Consider the following 14,480-nt stretch of genomic DNA (forward strand, 5'->3'; position numbering starts at 1 on the left):
GTAGGCCCCTTGATAGATGTAAATAACTTTGAATATATGAAGATTGGACTTGCTTCACCTGACAAGATTCGTTCTTGGTCATACGGTGAAGTTAAGAAACCAGAAACTATTAACTATCGTACGTTAAAGCCTGAAAAAGATGGCTTGTTCTGTGAGCGTATTTTCGGACCACAAAAGGACTGGGAATGTCATTGCGGAAAATACAAACGTGTACGTTATAAAGGTGTAGTTTGTGATCGATGTGGCGTTGAAGTAACGCGTGCAAAAGTACGTCGTGAACGTATGGGTCATATCGAATTAGCTGCTCCTGTATCTCATATTTGGTATTTCAAAGGTATCCCGAGCCGCATGGGACTTGTCTTAGACATGTCCCCTCGCGCGCTTGAAGAAGTAATTTATTTCGCTTCTTATGTTGTAACAGAAAGTGGAGATACACCACTTGATAAGAAGCAATTACTTTCTGAAAAAGAATACCGTGCATATCGTGATCGATATGGTAGCACATTCCAAGCTGCTATGGGTGCAGAAGCAATTAAAAAGCTACTACAAGACATCGATTTAGATAAAGAAGTAGACTTCTTAAAAGAAGAATTAAAAACAGCACAAGGACAACGCCGTACTCGTGCTATTAAACGTCTAGAAGTATTAGAAGCATTCCGTAACTCTGGAAATGAACCGTCTTGGATGATCTTAGATGTTCTACCAGTAATCCCACCAGAACTACGCCCAATGGTACAGTTAGACGGTGGACGTTTTGCTACTTCTGACTTAAACGACTTATACCGTCGTGTAATTAACCGTAACAACCGTTTAAAACGTCTATTGGACTTAGGTGCACCAAGCATCATCGTTCAAAACGAAAAACGTATGTTACAAGAAGCTGTAGACGCATTAATCGATAATGGTCGTCGTGGCCGTCCAGTTACTGGGCCAGGTAACCGTCCATTAAAATCACTATCTCACATGCTTAAAGGTAAACAAGGACGTTTCCGTCAAAACTTATTAGGTAAACGTGTTGACTACTCTGGTCGTTCTGTAATCGTTGTAGGACCGAACTTAAAGATGTATCAATGTGGATTACCAAAAGAAATGGCGCTTGAACTGTTCAAACCTTTCGTAATGAAAGAGTTAGTTGAAAAAGGATTAGCACATAACATTAAGAGTGCGAAACGTAAAATCGAGCGTGTACAACCTGAAGTTTGGGACGTTTTAGAATCTGTGATTAAAGAACATCCAGTACTTCTAAACCGCGCACCAACACTTCACCGTCTTGGTATCCAGGCGTTTGAACCTACATTAGTAGAAGGTCGCGCAATCCGTCTTCACCCACTTGTATGTACTGCATACAACGCGGACTTTGACGGTGACCAAATGGCCGTTCACGTACCTTTATCATCAGAAGCTCAAGCTGAAGCTCGTCTTCTTATGTTAGCGGCACAAAACATCTTGAACCCGAAAGACGGTAAACCAGTTGTTACTCCATCTCAGGATATGGTATTAGGTAACTATTACTTAACACTTGAGCGTGAAGGTGCAATCGGTGAAGGTATGGTCTTCAAAGATGCAAATGAAGCATTGCTTGCATATCAAAATGGATATGTTCATCTTCATACACGTGTTGCAGTAGCTGCAAGTGCAGTAAACAACGCAACATTTACTGAAGAGCAAAAGAGTATGCTTCTATTAACAACAGTTGGTAAATTAATATTTAACGAAATCTTACCAGAGTCGTTCCCTTATATTAATGAACCAACAAATTCAAACCTTGAAAAAGAAACACCAGCGAAATATTTCGTTGAAAAAGGTGCGAACATTAAAGAAATTATTGCTAGTCGCGAAGAAGTGGCGCCATTTAGCAAGAAGATCCTTGGTAACATCATTGCGGAAGTGTTCAAACGTTTCCAAATTACAGAAACGTCTCGCATGCTTGACCGTATGAAAAACTTAGGATTCAAGTACTCTACAAAAGCTGGTATTACAGTTGGGGTATCTGACATTCTTGTATTAGGCGAAAAAGATGAAATTCTCCACGAAGCACAAGCAAAAGTAGATAATGTAATTAAACAATTCCGTCGCGGTTTAATCACGGAAGAAGAACGTTACGATCGCGTTATCTCTATTTGGAGTAATGCAAAAGATGTTATCCAAGGAAAACTGATGAAATCCTTGAATAAACGCAACCCAATCTTCATGATGAGTGACTCAGGTGCCCGTGGTAACGCATCTAACTTTACTCAGCTTGCTGGTATGCGTGGTCTTATGGCCAATCCATCTGGTCGTATCATCGAACTTCCAATCAAATCGAGTTTCCGTGAAGGTTTAACAGTACTTGAGTACTTCATCTCTACGCATGGTGCGCGTAAAGGTCTTGCCGATACAGCACTTAAAACTGCCGATTCTGGTTACTTAACACGTCGTCTTGTTGACGTTGCACAAGATGTAATCGTTCGTGAAGATGATTGTGGAACAGATCGCGGTTTATTAATTGGTGCGATTAAAGAGGGTAATGAAGTTATCGAGTCATTATATGATCGTCTTGTTGGACGTTTTGCAAGAAAAACTGTAAAACATCCTGAAACAGGTGAAGTATTAGTTGCTGAAAATCAATTAATTACTGAAGATATCGCTCATATCGTTGAAAATTCGGGTGTTGAAACTGTAAACATTCGTTCAGCGTTTACGTGTAACACTCGCCACGGTGTATGTAAGAAGTGTTACGGTCGTAACTTAGCAACTGGAACAGACGTAGAAGTAGGAGAAGCGGTAGGTATTATCGCAGCTCAATCTATCGGTGAGCCAGGTACACAGTTAACGATGCGTACATTCCATACAGGTGGGGTTGCCGGAGATGATATTACTCAAGGTTTACCTCGTATCCAAGAAATCTTCGAAGCTCGTAATCCGAAAGGTCAGGCAGTTATCAGTGAAATCGACGGTGTTATCGCAGCGATCAACGACGTTAAAGATCGCCAAGAAGTAGTTGTACAGGGTGAAGTTGAAGCTCGTACGTATGCTATTCCTTACGGTGCTCGTCTGAAAGTAACTCCAGGACAGCCAATTAGCCACGGTAAAGAGTTAACAGAAGGTTCTATTGATCCGAAAGAATTACTAAAAGTAACGGACATTACGGCGGTTCAAGAATACTTATTACGTGAAGTTCAAAAAGTATACCGTATGCAAGGGGTAGAAATTGGTGACAAACACGTAGAAGTAATGGTACGTCAAATGTTACGTAAAGTTCGTGTAAGTGATGCAGGTGAAACAGATGTATTACCAGGAACATTACTAGATATCCATCAGTTCACTGATGCGAATGCTAAGGTCTTACTGCAAGGTAAGCAACCAGCAACAGCTAGACCTGTTCTACTTGGTATTACAAAAGCTTCACTTGAAACAGATTCATTCTTATCTGCAGCATCGTTCCAAGAAACAACTCGTGTCTTAACTGATGCAGCAATTAAGGGTAAACGCGATGAACTTCTAGGATTAAAAGAAAATGTTATTATCGGTAAACTTGTTCCTGCTGGAACAGGTATGAATCGTTATCGCAAAGTGGATCTTGTAAAAACAACACAAGATGACATGAATGTAGAAAACGATGAGGTTTATGTGGAACAGTAAAATTTTCCGGCATAAATTTTGTATAAAAACAATTAATCTTAGTTGACATTGTATGAGTCAAAATGTTACTATAATCAAGGTTGCTCCTGAACGATGCTTTGGAGGATATTTATATGTCTTATCAAAAAGTATCAACTGCTGAAAATGTAGTCGTTGGTCATAAACGCACATTGGAGGCAATCAAAAATGGTACAGTTAAAGAAGTTGTCATCGCAGAGGATGCTGACATGCGGTTAACCCATGCTATCATTCGTGTTGCAATGCAATATAACGTGCCCATAACAAAAGTTGAATCAGTTCGTAAGCTTGGTAAAGCTTCGGGGATTCAAGTGGGAGCTTCAGCAATAGGAATAATAAGTTAAAACTGTTTTTGTGAGGAGAGAGCATTTGCTCTTCCTTGCAAAAACTTTGTTTTCAACTAATAATGAACCACCTGGATATGTGGTCATACAAACATGCGAAGGGAGGATAATCAAATGCCTACTATTAACCAATTAGTGAGAAATGGTCGTACTGATAAAGTATGGAAATCTAAATCACCTGCGTTAAACAAAGGTTTTAACTCTTTAAAGAAAAAATCAACTGATATCTCTGCACCTCAAAAACGTGGTGTATGTACTCGTGTTGGTACAATGACTCCAAAGAAACCTAACTCAGCGTTACGTAAATACGCTCGTGTACGTTTAACAAACGGTATCGAGGTTACAGCTTACATCCCAGGTATCGGTCATAACCTACAAGAGCATAGCGTAGTATTAATTCGCGGTGGTCGTGTAAAGGATTTACCGGGGGTACGTTACCACATCGTTCGTGGTGCGCTTGACACAGCTGGTGTTGACAAACGTATGCAAGGACGTTCTAAATATGGTACTAAGAGACCAAAACCTGCTAAAAAATAATAACTTTAAAATGAAAGGAGGAACTCAATATGCCTCGTAAAGGACCTGTTGCGAAACGTGACGTGTTACCAGATCCAATGTACAATTCGAAGCTAGTAACACGCCTTATCAACAAAATGATGGTTGACGGTAAAAAAGGTAAATCTCAAACAATTCTTTATAATGCGTTCGATATCGTAAACGAACGTACTGGTAAAGAGCCAATGGAAGTATTCGAGCAAGCTCTTAAGAACATCATGCCTGTTCTTGAAGTACGCGCTCGTCGTGTTGGTGGTGCTAACTACCAAGTTCCAGTTGAGGTTCGTCCAGAACGCCGTACAACTTTAGGTCTTCGTTGGTTAGTAAACTACGCTCGTCTTCGTGGTGAAAAAACTATGGAAGAGCGTCTTGCTAACGAAATCTTAGATGCAGCTAACAACGCTGGTGCATCTGTTAAGAAACGTGAAGACACTCATAAAATGGCAGAAGCTAACAAAGCATTTGCTCATTACCGTTGGTAGGATTCAACGTAAAATAAATGTAAGCATAAACCGCTTTATTTGTCGCTTATGGAAGTGTGGAGAGGGAGAATGCCTCTCCCTTTCATCGGGCGCTCGTTTTACATAATGAGAGTACTGGACATACTGACATGTGTAACAATATAAAGTGGCTTTTTTGCTACTTAAAATAAAAAAATCCAATCCATATATGGAAGGAGCAAGACACCAAATGGCAAGAGAGTTCTCTTTAGAAAACACTCGTAATATTGGTATCATGGCTCACATCGATGCTGGTAAAACAACAGCAACTGAGCGTATTCTGTACTACACAGGACGTATTCATAAAATCGGTGAAACTCACGAAGGTGCATCTCAGATGGACTGGATGGAGCAAGAGCAAGAGCGTGGTATCACAATTACTTCTGCTGCAACTACAGCACAATGGAAAGGTCATCGTGTAAACATCATTGATACTCCAGGACACGTAGATTTCACAGTAGAAGTAGAACGTTCTTTACGCGTACTTGATGGCGCTGTAGCAGTACTTGATGCGCAATCTGGTGTAGAACCACAAACAGAAACTGTTTGGCGTCAGGCTACTACTTACGGCGTACCTCGTATCGTATTCGTTAACAAAATGGATAAGATCGGTGCAGATTTCTTATACTCTGTAGGAACAATCCACGATCGTTTACAAGCAAACGCACATCCAATTCAGTTACCAATCGGTGCTGAAGATGAGTTCAATGGTATCATTGACCTTGTTGAAGAGTGTGCTTACATGTACGGTAACGATTTAGGAACAGACATTCAACGTGTTGAAATTCCTGAAGAGCACAAAGAATTAGCTGAAGAATACCGTGGAAAACTTATTGAAGCGGTAGCTGAGCTTGATGAAGAAATGATGATGAAGTACCTAGAAGGTGAAGAAATCACTGTAGAAGAGCTTAAAGCTGGTATCCGTAAGGCTACAACTTCTGTAGAATTCTTCCCAGTAATCTGTGGTTCTGCATTCAAAAACAAAGGTGTTCAAATTCTGTTAGACGCAGTTATCGACTACCTTCCATCTCCACTAGATGTACCTGCTATTAAAGGTACTCTACCGGATACAGATGAAGAAGTAGAACGTAAGTCTAGCGATGAAGAACCATTCGCAGCTTTAGCATTCAAAATCATGACTGACCCTTATGTTGGTAAGTTAACGTTCTTCCGTGTGTACTCTGGTGTGTTAAACTCTGGATCATACGTGAAAAACTCAACTAAAGGTAAGCGTGAGCGTGTAGGTCGTATCCTACAAATGCACGCTAACAGCCGTGAAGAGATTTCAACAGTTTACGCTGGTGATATCGCTGCTGCTGTAGGTTTAAAAGATACTACTACTGGTGATACTCTTTGTGACGAGAAGAGCCTTGTTATCCTTGAGTCTATGGAATTCCCAGAGCCAGTTATCTCTGTAGCTATCGAACCAAAATCTAAAGCTGACCAAGATAAAATGGGTACAGCATTATCTAAGCTTTCTGAAGAAGATCCAACATTCCGTGCTCACACTGACCAAGAAACTGGCCAAACTATCATCGCTGGTATGGGTGAACTTCACCTTGATATCATCGTTGACCGTATGCGCCGTGAATTCAAAGTGGAAGCAAACGTTGGTGCTCCTCAGGTAGCATACCGTGAGACTTTCCGCGCTGCTGCGAAAGTTGAAGGTAAGTTCGCTCGTCAATCTGGTGGTCGTGGACAATTCGGTCACGTTTGGATTGAGTTTGAACCTAACGAAGAAGGTAAAGGATTCGAATTCGAAAACAAGATCGTCGGTGGTGTAGTTCCTCGTGAATACATCCCAGCTGTTGGAGCAGGTCTTGAAGATGCACTTAAAAATGGTGTACTAGCTGGTTATCCACTAGTTGACATTAAAGCTGCATTAGTTGACGGATCTTACCATGATGTCGATTCATCTGAGATGGCGTTCAAAATCGCTGCATCTATGGCACTTAAAGCTGCGGTTTCTAAATGTAACCCAGTAATTCTTGAGCCAATGATGAAAGTTGAAGTTGTAATTCCTGAAGAGTACATGGGTGACATTATGGGTGACGTAACATCTCGTCGTGGACGTGTAGAAGGTATGGAAGCTCGCGGTAACGCACAAGTTGTTCGCGCTATGGTTCCACTTTCTGAAATGTTCGGTTATGCAACGTCATTACGTTCTAACACTCAAGGACGCGGAACATTCTCTATGGTGTTTGACCACTATGAAGAAGTACCAAAGTCTGTTTCTGAAGAAATTATCAAAAAAAATAAAGGTGAATAATTGATTTTTATCGATTGTTCAAGTATAACTACTTATGTAAGCTTAGAAAGTGGGACGTAAGTTTCACTTTCTAGTCTAAATATAAAATAACCTATATAAACTAAGGAGGAATTTAGAATGGCTAAAGCTAAATTCGAACGTTCTAAACCCCATGTTAACATCGGTACAATCGGCCACGTTGACCATGGTAAAACTACATTAACTGCTGCGATCACTACAGTTCTTGCAAAAGCTGGTGGTGCTGAAGCACGCGGATACGATCAAATCGATGCTGCTCCAGAAGAAAGAGAGCGCGGTATCACAATCTCAACTGCACACGTTGAGTACGAAACTGAAACTCGTCACTATGCACACGTTGACTGCCCAGGTCACGCTGACTATGTTAAAAACATGATCACTGGTGCTGCTCAAATGGACGGCGGTATCTTAGTAGTATCTGCTGCTGATGGCCCAATGCCTCAAACACGTGAGCACATCCTTCTTTCTCGTCAAGTAGGTGTTCCTTACATCGTTGTATTCTTAAACAAATGCGACATGGTAGATGACGAAGAATTATTAGAATTAGTAGAAATGGAAGTTCGCGACCTATTATCTGAATACGGATTCCCAGGCGACGACATTCCTGTAATCAAAGGTTCTGCTCTTAAAGCTCTTCAAGGAGAAGCTGATTGGGAAGCAAAAATCATTGAATTAATGGCTGAAGTTGATGCTTACATCCCAACTCCAGAACGTGAAACTGACAAACCATTCTTAATGCCTGTAGAGGACGTATTCTCTATCACAGGTCGTGGTACAGTTGCTACTGGTCGTGTTGAGCGCGGTATCGTTAAAGTTGGTGACGTAGTAGAAATCATCGGTCTTGCTGAAGAAAATGCTTCTACAACTGTAACTGGTGTAGAGATGTTCCGTAAACTTCTTGACCAAGCTCAAGCTGGAGACAACATCGGTGCTTTACTTCGTGGGGTTGCTCGTGAAGACATCCAACGTGGACAAGTACTTGCAAAAAGCGGTTCTGTAAAAGCTCACGCTAAATTCAAAGCTGAAGTTTTCGTATTATCTAAAGAAGAAGGTGGACGTCACACTCCATTCTTCGCTAACTACCGTCCTCAGTTCTACTTCCGTACAACTGACGTAACTGGTATCATCCAATTACCAGAAGGTACTGAAATGGTAATGCCTGGTGACAACATCGAAATGACTATCGAACTTATCGCTCCAATCGCTATCGAAGAGGGAACTAAATTCTCTATTCGTGAAGGTGGACGTACAGTAGGTTACGGTGTAGTTGCTACTATCGTTGAGTAATCTTAACTGATATAAAAAAACCTAAGGGATTTTCCCTTAGGTTTTTTGTTTGCGTTTATATAAGGAAGCAGAGGGTGTTTTTTGTTTTGACGAGTTTCTTCTATAGTATTATAAAAACGACAAAAGATAATCCAGAAACTGTAAAATGAATTCTGTTAGATGAAAACTTGAAATTCTTTAAAGTGCCATGTATAATAGCAAAAGTAGAGAAAAGCAGATGCAAACAAAAAGATGCTTGCATCTAGACGAATAACATTGTATAATAGACAATGTTGGTCTTTGACTGCGATGAAGTGGAAGGTTGCTGACACACCCGGCCGCTTTGCCATGGCATGGTGTGGGGAAATTTCCATGGAGAAGGTCTATTTTAGAAATAGGCGAACGAAGGAGGGAAAATAATGGCAAAAGAAAAAATTCGTATCCGTTTAAAAGCTTACGATCACCGTATTCTTGATCAGTCAGCTGAGAAAATTGTAGAAACAGCTAAGCGTTCTGGGGCAACAGTTTCTGGTCCGATCCCATTACCAACTGAAAAAACTGTTTACACAATTCTTCGTGCTGTTCATAAGTACAAAGATTCTCGTGAGCAATTCGAAATGCGCACGCACAAACGTCTAATCGACATCGTGAGTCCTACTCCACAAACAGTAGATTCATTAATGCGTTTAGACTTACCATCTGGTGTAGATATCGAAATCAAACTATAATTTATATAACTTAAAAATGTAGGAGGTGTAACTCATGACCAAAGGAATCTTAGGAAGAAAGATCGGTATGACTCAAGTATTTGCTGAGAACGGTGAGTTAATCCCAGTAACAGTTATCGCTGCTAATCCAAACGTTGTTCTTCAAAAGAAAACAACTGAAACTGATGGCTACAATGCAATCCAGTTAGGATTTGAAGATAAACGTGAAAAGTTAACTAACAAACCTGAACAAGGCCACACTGCTAAAGCATCTACAACTCCTAAGCGCTTCATTCGCGAAATCCGCGATGCAGACGTGGACGGATTAGAGGTTGGTCAAGAGGTAAAAGTTGACGTATTCGCTACAGGTGAAATCGTTGATGTAACAGGAATTTCTAAAGGTAAAGGTTTCCAAGGTGTTATCAAACGCCACGGACAATCTCGCGGACCTATGTCTCATGGTTCTCGCTATCACCGTCGTCCAGGTTCAATGGGCCCAGTTGCTCCGAACCGTGTATTCAAAGGCAAAAAACTTGCTGGACGTATGGGTGGAGACCAAGTTACTATCCAAAACTTAGAAATCGTTCAAGTTGACACTGAGCGCAACTTATTACTAGTAAAAGGTAACGTTCCAGGTGCTAAGAAATCTCTTGTAGTTGTTCAAGGCGCTGTGAAGGTTAGCAAATAATTCACAATAGGAAGGAGGAATTCCAATGCCAAAAGTTACTGTATATAACCAAACTGGTTCACAGGTTGGTGAAATCGAATTAGCTGAAGCTATTTTCGGTATCGAACCAAATGAAGCTGTACTTTTCGAAGCTGTAATGATGCAACGTGCATCTTTACGTCAAGGTACACACAAAGTAAAAACTCGCTCTGAAGTTCGCGGTGGTGGTCGTAAACCATGGCGTCAAAAAGGAACTGGACGTGCTCGTCAAGGGTCTATCCGCTCTCCTCAATGGCGTGGTGGTGGTACGGTATTCGGACCTACACCAAGAAGCTATGCGTACAAACTTCCTAAGAAAGTTCGTCGTTTAGCAATCAAATCTGCATTAGCTACTAAAGTAGTTGAGAACAACATTGTAGTTCTTGAAGACCTAGTGTTAAATGCACCAAAAACAAAAGACATGCTAGCAGTACTTAAAGGATTAACTGTTGAGAAGAAAGCTCTTATCGTAACTGCTGATGCAAACGAATCTGTAGAGTTATCTGCTCGCAATATCCCTGGAGTAACAGTAATCACTGCTGATGGCGTAAACGTTTTAGACGTGCTTCATCATGATAAGCTAATCATGACAAAAGCGGCAGTGGAAAAAGTAGAGGAGGTGCTTGCATAATGAGAGATCCTCGTGATATCATTAAGCGCCCAGTTATCACTGAACGTTCTATGGAAATGATGGCTGAAAAAAAATACACGTTCGATGTGGACGTTAAATCTAATAAAACAGAAGTTAAAGATGCTCTTGAAGCGATCTTTGGTGTTAAAGTAGAAAAAGTGAACATCATGAACTACAAGCCGAAAGCAAAACGCGTTGGTCGTCACGCTGGTTTTACTAGCCGTCGTCGTAAAGCAATCGTTAAGCTAACTGCTGACAGCAAAGAAATCGAAATCTTCCAAGGCGTTTAATTCTTACTAAAGAAGGAGGGAAATTGAGATGGGAATCAAAAAGTATAATCCAACTACTAACGGTCGTCGTAATATGACTACGAATGATTTCGCTGAAATCACGACTGATAGACCCGAAAAGTCATTACTTGCTCCTTTAAGCAAGAAGGCTGGTCGTAATAACCAAGGTAAAATCACTGTACGTCATCAAGGTGGCGGACATAAGCGTCAATACCGTATCATCGACTTTAAGCGTAACAAAGATGGAATTCCAGGACGCGTTGCTACGATCGAATACGATCCAAACCGCTCTGCGAATATCGCATTAATTAACTACGTTGACGGTGAAAAACGTTACATTCTTGCTCCTAAATCTTTAGAAGTAGGTATGGAAGTTATGTCTGGCCCAGAAGCTGACATTAAAATCGGTAACGCATTACCATTAATCAACATTCCAGTAGGTACTGTTGTTCATAACATCGAGCTTAAGCCTGGTCGTGGCGGACAATTAGTTCGTTCTGCTGGTACATCTGCTCAAGTACTTGGTAAAGAAGGTAAATACGTACTTGTACGTTTAACTTCTGGTGAAGTACGTCTTGTATTATCTGCTTGTCGCGCTTCAATCGGTCAAGTAGGTAACGAACAACACGAACTTATCAAAATCGGTAAAGCAGGTCGCTCTCGCTGGTTAGGTAAACGCCCAACAGTTCGTGGTTCTGTAATGAACCCTGTTGATCACCCACACGGTGGTGGTGAAGGACGTTCTCCAATCGGACGTAAGTCTCCAATGTCTCCATGGGGTAAACCAACTCTTGGATTCAAGACTCGTAAGAAAAACAAAGCGTCTGACAAATTTATCGTTCGTCGTCGTAAAAAATAATGGGATTGTAGTACGGTTCATTTCTAGAACCGTACGCCAATCACGAAGGGAGGCACCAAAATGGCTCGTAGCTTAAAAAAAGGACCATTTGTCGATGATCACTTAATGAGCAAAATGGAAAAATTAGTTGCATCTGAGCAAAAACAAGTTGTTAAAACTTGGTCTCGCCGTTCAACAATCTTCCCTCAGTTCATCGGACACACAATCGCTGTATATGATGGTCGTAAACACGTACCTGTGTACATCACTGAGGATATGGTTGGCCATAAGTTAGGTGAATTCGCACCAACTCGTACGTACAAAGGTCACCTTGCTGACGATAAGAAAACTAGAAGATAATGAGAGGAGGCACTTCAATGCAAGCTAAAGCAGTAGCGAGAACAGTTCGTATTGCTCCTCGTAAAGTTCGTTTAGTAGTAGACTTAATCCGAGGTAAGCAAGTGGGTGAAGCGATTGCTATCCTTAACCACACACCAAAAACTGCTTCTCCAGTTGTAGAAAAAGTTTTAAAATCTGCAATCGCAAATGCAGAGCACAATTATGAGATGGACATTAACAACCTAGTTGTAGAAAAAGTTTTCGTTGACGAAGGTCCAACGTTAAAACGTTTCCGTCCACGTGCAATGGGTCGTGCAAGCCAAATTAACAAACGCACAAGCCACATCACAGTTGTGGTATCAGAAAAGAAGGAGGGATAATCGATGGGTCAAAAGGTTAATCCAATTGGTCTTCGTGTCGGCGTTATCCGTGACTGGGAATCTCGTTGGTTCGCTGAGAAAGATTACGCTACATTATTACATGAAGACATCAAAATCCGTGAGTACATTAATGTACGCTTAAAAGATTCTGCTGTTGCTAAAGTAGAAATCGAACGTGCAGCAAATCGTGTAAATGTTACAATTCACACTGCAAAACCTGGTATGGTAATTGGTAAAGGTGGTACTGAAGTTGAAGCACTTCGTAAAGCTCTTAACCAATTAACAGGCAAGCGTGTACACATCAACATTTTAGAAGTTAAGAGAGCTGATCTTAACGCTAAATTAGTAGGCGAAAACATCGCTCGTCAATTAGAAAACCGTGTATCATTCCGTCGTGCACAAAAGCAAGTTATTCAACGTGCTATGCGTGCAGGTGCTAAAGGTATTAAAACACAGGTTTCTGGTCGTCTTGGCGGAGCTGATATCGCTCGTGCAGAATCTTACAGTGAAGGAACTGTTCCACTTCATACACTTCGCGCTGATATTGACTATGCAGCAGTTGAAGCTGATACAACATACGGTAAATTAGGCGTAAAAGTATGGATCTACCGTGGAGAAGTCCTTCCTACAAAAAAGAAAGCTTCTGAGGAAGGAGGAAAATAATATGTTAATGCCAAAACGCGTAAAATATCGTAGAGAGCATCGTGGTAAAATGCGTGGTCGTGCTAAAGGTGGAACTGAAATTGCTTTCGGTGAATTCGGTTTACAAGCACAAGCTGCTTCATGGATTACAAACCGTCAAATCGAAGCTGCTCGTCGTGCAATGACTCGTTACATGAAACGTGGCGGTAAAGTATGGATTAAAATTTTCCCTTCTAAACCTTACACTGCAAAACCTCTAGAAGTACGTATGGGTTCCGGTAAAGGGGCACCAGAAGGCTGGGTAGCAGTAGTAAAACCTGGGAAAATTATGTTCGAAATCGCGGGTGTATCTGAAGAGGTAGCACGCGAAGCATTACGTCTTGCAGCTCACAAGTTACCTGTGAAATGTAAATTCGTAAAACGTGAAGAAAATGGTGGTGAATCTAATGAAAACTAATGATATTCGTGAATTAACCACTGCCGAAATCGAAACAAAAGTTAAAGCTTTAAAGGAAGAGTTGTTTAATCTTCGCTTCCAACTTGCTACAGGACAATTAGAGAATCCAACTCGCATTCGTGAAGTGCGTAAAGCAATTGCTCGTATGAAAACTGTAGTTCGTGAAAGAGAGATCGGAATTAATCGATAAATTGAGGGGAGGTTTGCATAGTGAGCGAACGTAACCAACGCAAAGTTTATACTGGTCGTGTAGTGTCTGACAAAATGGACAAAACGATTACAGTTTTAGTTGAAACTTACAAAACTCATTCCTTGTACGGAAAACGTGTTAAGTATTCTAAGAAGTACAAAGCCCATGATGAGCAAAACCAAGCGAAACTTGGCGATATCGTTAAAATCATGGAAACTCGCCCGCTTTCTGCTACTAAGCGTTTCCGTTTAGTTGAAATCGTTGAAGAAGCGGTTATTATCTAAATAGACGAATCGGAATTTTTAGTCCGAAGGGAGGTTTCATAACATGATCCAACAAGAATCTCGTTTGAAAGTTGCTGACAACTCTGGTGCACGTGAACTTTTAACAATTAAAGTATTAGGCGGCTCTGGTCGTAAATATGCTAACATTGGTGACATTATCGTTGCTACGGTAAAACAAGCAACACCAGGTGGCGTTGTTAAAAAAGGTGACGTTGTTAAAGCAGTAGTAGTACGTACGAAGAGCGGAGCTCGTCGTCCGGACGGTTCTTACATCAAATTTGATGAAAACGCAGCGGTTATCATTAAAGACGATAAGAGCCCACGTGGTACTCGTATCTTCGGACCAGTAGCTCGTGAATTACGTGATAGCAACTTCATGAAGATCGTTTCTTTAGCTCCAGAAGTTCTATAATTTAAGGTATTGC

The 14,480-nt window shown here is 41.0% G+C and carries 19 protein-coding genes; 18 read left to right on the forward strand and 1 reads right to left on the reverse strand.

Annotation, left to right across the window (positions count from 1 at the left end):
* The first annotated feature begins 9 nt into the window (after positions 1-9).
* The 6 genes from rpoC (at position 10) to tuf (ending at position 8,612) form a co-directional block, all read left to right on the forward strand.
* Complete coding sequence (gene rpoC, locus ACS2QP_RS24735) at positions 10-3,621, forward strand: DNA-directed RNA polymerase subunit beta' (protein ID WP_000567939.1); 3,612 nt, start codon at positions 10-12, stop codon at positions 3,619-3,621.
* A 113-nt stretch (positions 3,622-3,734) separates the two neighbouring features.
* Positions 3,735-3,983, forward strand: coding sequence for a 50S ribosomal protein L7ae-like protein (locus ACS2QP_RS24740; RefSeq protein ID WP_000121837.1), 249 nt, complete (start codon positions 3,735-3,737; stop codon positions 3,981-3,983).
* 114 nt (positions 3,984-4,097) lie between these two features.
* On the forward strand, positions 4,098-4,520 hold the full coding sequence (gene rpsL, locus ACS2QP_RS24745; protein WP_001142341.1) for a 30S ribosomal protein S12: 423 nt from the start codon (positions 4,098-4,100) through the stop codon (positions 4,518-4,520).
* 29 nt (positions 4,521-4,549) lie between these two features.
* The gene (rpsG, locus tag ACS2QP_RS24750; protein WP_001137491.1) at positions 4,550-5,020 is read left to right on the forward strand and encodes a 30S ribosomal protein S7; all 471 of its coding nucleotides are present in this window, start codon (positions 4,550-4,552) and stop codon (positions 5,018-5,020) included.
* 208 nt (positions 5,021-5,228) lie between these two features.
* Positions 5,229-7,307, forward strand: a complete 2,079-nt coding sequence (fusA, locus tag ACS2QP_RS24755; RefSeq protein WP_000090369.1) for an elongation factor G — start codon at positions 5,229-5,231, stop codon at positions 7,305-7,307.
* 117 nt (positions 7,308-7,424) lie between these two features.
* Entirely contained in the window at positions 7,425-8,612 is a 1,188-nt protein-coding gene (gene tuf / locus ACS2QP_RS24760; protein WP_001029614.1) for an elongation factor Tu, read from the forward strand.
* 155 nt (positions 8,613-8,767) lie between these two features.
* Here the strand turns inward: tuf and ACS2QP_RS24765 are convergent, their stop codons facing one another.
* The gene (locus ACS2QP_RS24765) at positions 8,768-8,941 is read right to left on the reverse strand and encodes a hypothetical protein (protein WP_153603574.1); all 174 of its coding nucleotides are present in this window, start codon (positions 8,939-8,941) and stop codon (positions 8,768-8,770) included.
* 69 nt (positions 8,942-9,010) lie between these two features.
* Between ACS2QP_RS24765 and rpsJ the strand changes: the two genes are divergently transcribed.
* The 12 genes from rpsJ to rplN are packed head-to-tail and all read left to right on the forward strand — an operon-like array spanning position 9,011 to position 14,467.
* Positions 9,011-9,319, forward strand: coding sequence for a 30S ribosomal protein S10 (rpsJ, locus tag ACS2QP_RS24770; RefSeq protein ID WP_001040596.1), 309 nt, complete (start codon positions 9,011-9,013; stop codon positions 9,317-9,319).
* A 34-nt stretch (positions 9,320-9,353) separates the two neighbouring features.
* On the forward strand, positions 9,354-9,986 hold the full coding sequence (gene rplC / locus ACS2QP_RS24775) for a 50S ribosomal protein L3 (protein WP_000160207.1): 633 nt from the start codon (positions 9,354-9,356) through the stop codon (positions 9,984-9,986).
* A gap of 25 nt (positions 9,987-10,011) precedes the next feature.
* Positions 10,012-10,635 carry a 50S ribosomal protein L4 gene (rplD, locus tag ACS2QP_RS24780; RefSeq protein ID WP_001127258.1) on the forward strand — a complete coding sequence of 208 codons (624 nt, stop codon included), beginning with the start codon at positions 10,012-10,014 and terminating at the stop codon, positions 10,633-10,635.
* A complete protein-coding gene (gene rplW, locus ACS2QP_RS24785) occupies positions 10,635-10,925 on the forward strand; it encodes a 50S ribosomal protein L23 (protein ID WP_001205558.1) in 291 nt (96 codons plus the stop codon). The genes rplD and rplW overlap by 1 nt, the downstream gene beginning before the upstream one ends.
* 28 nt (positions 10,926-10,953) lie before the next feature.
* Positions 10,954-11,784, forward strand: a complete 831-nt coding sequence (gene rplB, locus ACS2QP_RS24790; protein WP_000511583.1) for a 50S ribosomal protein L2 — start codon at positions 10,954-10,956, stop codon at positions 11,782-11,784.
* Positions 11,785-11,844: 60 nt separating this feature from the next.
* Positions 11,845-12,123, forward strand: coding sequence for a 30S ribosomal protein S19 (gene rpsS / locus ACS2QP_RS24795; RefSeq protein WP_000124454.1), 279 nt, complete (start codon positions 11,845-11,847; stop codon positions 12,121-12,123).
* Between the two features lie 17 nt (positions 12,124-12,140).
* The gene (gene rplV, locus ACS2QP_RS24800; RefSeq protein WP_001148024.1) at positions 12,141-12,482 is read left to right on the forward strand and encodes a 50S ribosomal protein L22; all 342 of its coding nucleotides are present in this window, start codon (positions 12,141-12,143) and stop codon (positions 12,480-12,482) included.
* Between the two features lie 3 nt (positions 12,483-12,485).
* Positions 12,486-13,145, forward strand: a complete 660-nt coding sequence (rpsC, locus tag ACS2QP_RS24805; RefSeq protein WP_000529956.1) for a 30S ribosomal protein S3 — start codon at positions 12,486-12,488, stop codon at positions 13,143-13,145.
* A gap of 1 nt (position 13,146) precedes the next feature.
* Positions 13,147-13,581, forward strand: coding sequence for a 50S ribosomal protein L16 (gene rplP / locus ACS2QP_RS24810; RefSeq protein ID WP_000928969.1), 435 nt, complete (start codon positions 13,147-13,149; stop codon positions 13,579-13,581).
* A complete protein-coding gene (gene rpmC, locus ACS2QP_RS24815; RefSeq protein WP_000855718.1) occupies positions 13,571-13,771 on the forward strand; it encodes a 50S ribosomal protein L29 in 201 nt (66 codons plus the stop codon). Before rplP ends, rpmC begins: the two co-directional genes overlap by 11 nt.
* Before the next feature lie 20 nt (positions 13,772-13,791).
* Positions 13,792-14,055, forward strand: a complete 264-nt coding sequence (rpsQ, locus tag ACS2QP_RS24820; RefSeq protein ID WP_000004106.1) for a 30S ribosomal protein S17 — start codon at positions 13,792-13,794, stop codon at positions 14,053-14,055.
* 43 nt (positions 14,056-14,098) lie between these two features.
* On the forward strand, positions 14,099-14,467 hold the full coding sequence (gene rplN / locus ACS2QP_RS24825) for a 50S ribosomal protein L14 (RefSeq protein WP_000615912.1): 369 nt from the start codon (positions 14,099-14,101) through the stop codon (positions 14,465-14,467).
* Positions 14,468-14,480 lie beyond the last annotated feature (13 nt).

It is taken from the genome of Bacillus cereus group sp. Bce019 (assembly GCF_051781745.1).
GTDB lineage: Bacteria > Bacillota > Bacilli > Bacillales > Bacillaceae_G > Bacillus_A > Bacillus_A cereus.

What these genes read in the sequence shown, in the direction of transcription:
- rpsC (WP_000529956.1), top strand. Translation starts at nt 12,486, where the DNA reads ATGGGTCAAAAGGTTAATCCAATTGGTCTTCGTGTCGGCGTTATCCGT.
- ACS2QP_RS24765 (WP_153603574.1), bottom strand. Translation starts at nt 8,941, where the DNA reads ATGGCAAAGCGGCCGGGTGTGTCAGCAACCTTCCACTTCATCGCAGTC.
- rpsJ (WP_001040596.1), top strand. Translation starts at nt 9,011, where the DNA reads ATGGCAAAAGAAAAAATTCGTATCCGTTTAAAAGCTTACGATCACCGT.
- rpsS (WP_000124454.1), top strand. Translation starts at nt 11,845, where the DNA reads ATGGCTCGTAGCTTAAAAAAAGGACCATTTGTCGATGATCACTTAATG.
- rplC (WP_000160207.1), top strand. Translation starts at nt 9,354, where the DNA reads ATGACCAAAGGAATCTTAGGAAGAAAGATCGGTATGACTCAAGTATTT.
- ACS2QP_RS24740 (WP_000121837.1), top strand. Translation starts at nt 3,735, where the DNA reads ATGTCTTATCAAAAAGTATCAACTGCTGAAAATGTAGTCGTTGGTCAT.
- rpsG (WP_001137491.1), top strand. Translation starts at nt 4,550, where the DNA reads ATGCCTCGTAAAGGACCTGTTGCGAAACGTGACGTGTTACCAGATCCA.
- rplV (WP_001148024.1), top strand. Translation starts at nt 12,141, where the DNA reads ATGCAAGCTAAAGCAGTAGCGAGAACAGTTCGTATTGCTCCTCGTAAA.
- rplB (WP_000511583.1), top strand. Translation starts at nt 10,954, where the DNA reads ATGGGAATCAAAAAGTATAATCCAACTACTAACGGTCGTCGTAATATG.
- fusA (WP_000090369.1), top strand. Translation starts at nt 5,229, where the DNA reads ATGGCAAGAGAGTTCTCTTTAGAAAACACTCGTAATATTGGTATCATG.
- tuf (WP_001029614.1), top strand. Translation starts at nt 7,425, where the DNA reads ATGGCTAAAGCTAAATTCGAACGTTCTAAACCCCATGTTAACATCGGT.
- rpmC (WP_000855718.1), top strand. Translation starts at nt 13,571, where the DNA reads ATGAAAACTAATGATATTCGTGAATTAACCACTGCCGAAATCGAAACA.
- rplW (WP_001205558.1), top strand. Translation starts at nt 10,635, where the DNA reads ATGAGAGATCCTCGTGATATCATTAAGCGCCCAGTTATCACTGAACGT.
- rpsL (WP_001142341.1), top strand. Translation starts at nt 4,098, where the DNA reads ATGCCTACTATTAACCAATTAGTGAGAAATGGTCGTACTGATAAAGTA.
- rplN (WP_000615912.1), top strand. Translation starts at nt 14,099, where the DNA reads ATGATCCAACAAGAATCTCGTTTGAAAGTTGCTGACAACTCTGGTGCA.
- rplD (WP_001127258.1), top strand. Translation starts at nt 10,012, where the DNA reads ATGCCAAAAGTTACTGTATATAACCAAACTGGTTCACAGGTTGGTGAA.
- rplP (WP_000928969.1), top strand. Translation starts at nt 13,147, where the DNA reads ATGTTAATGCCAAAACGCGTAAAATATCGTAGAGAGCATCGTGGTAAA.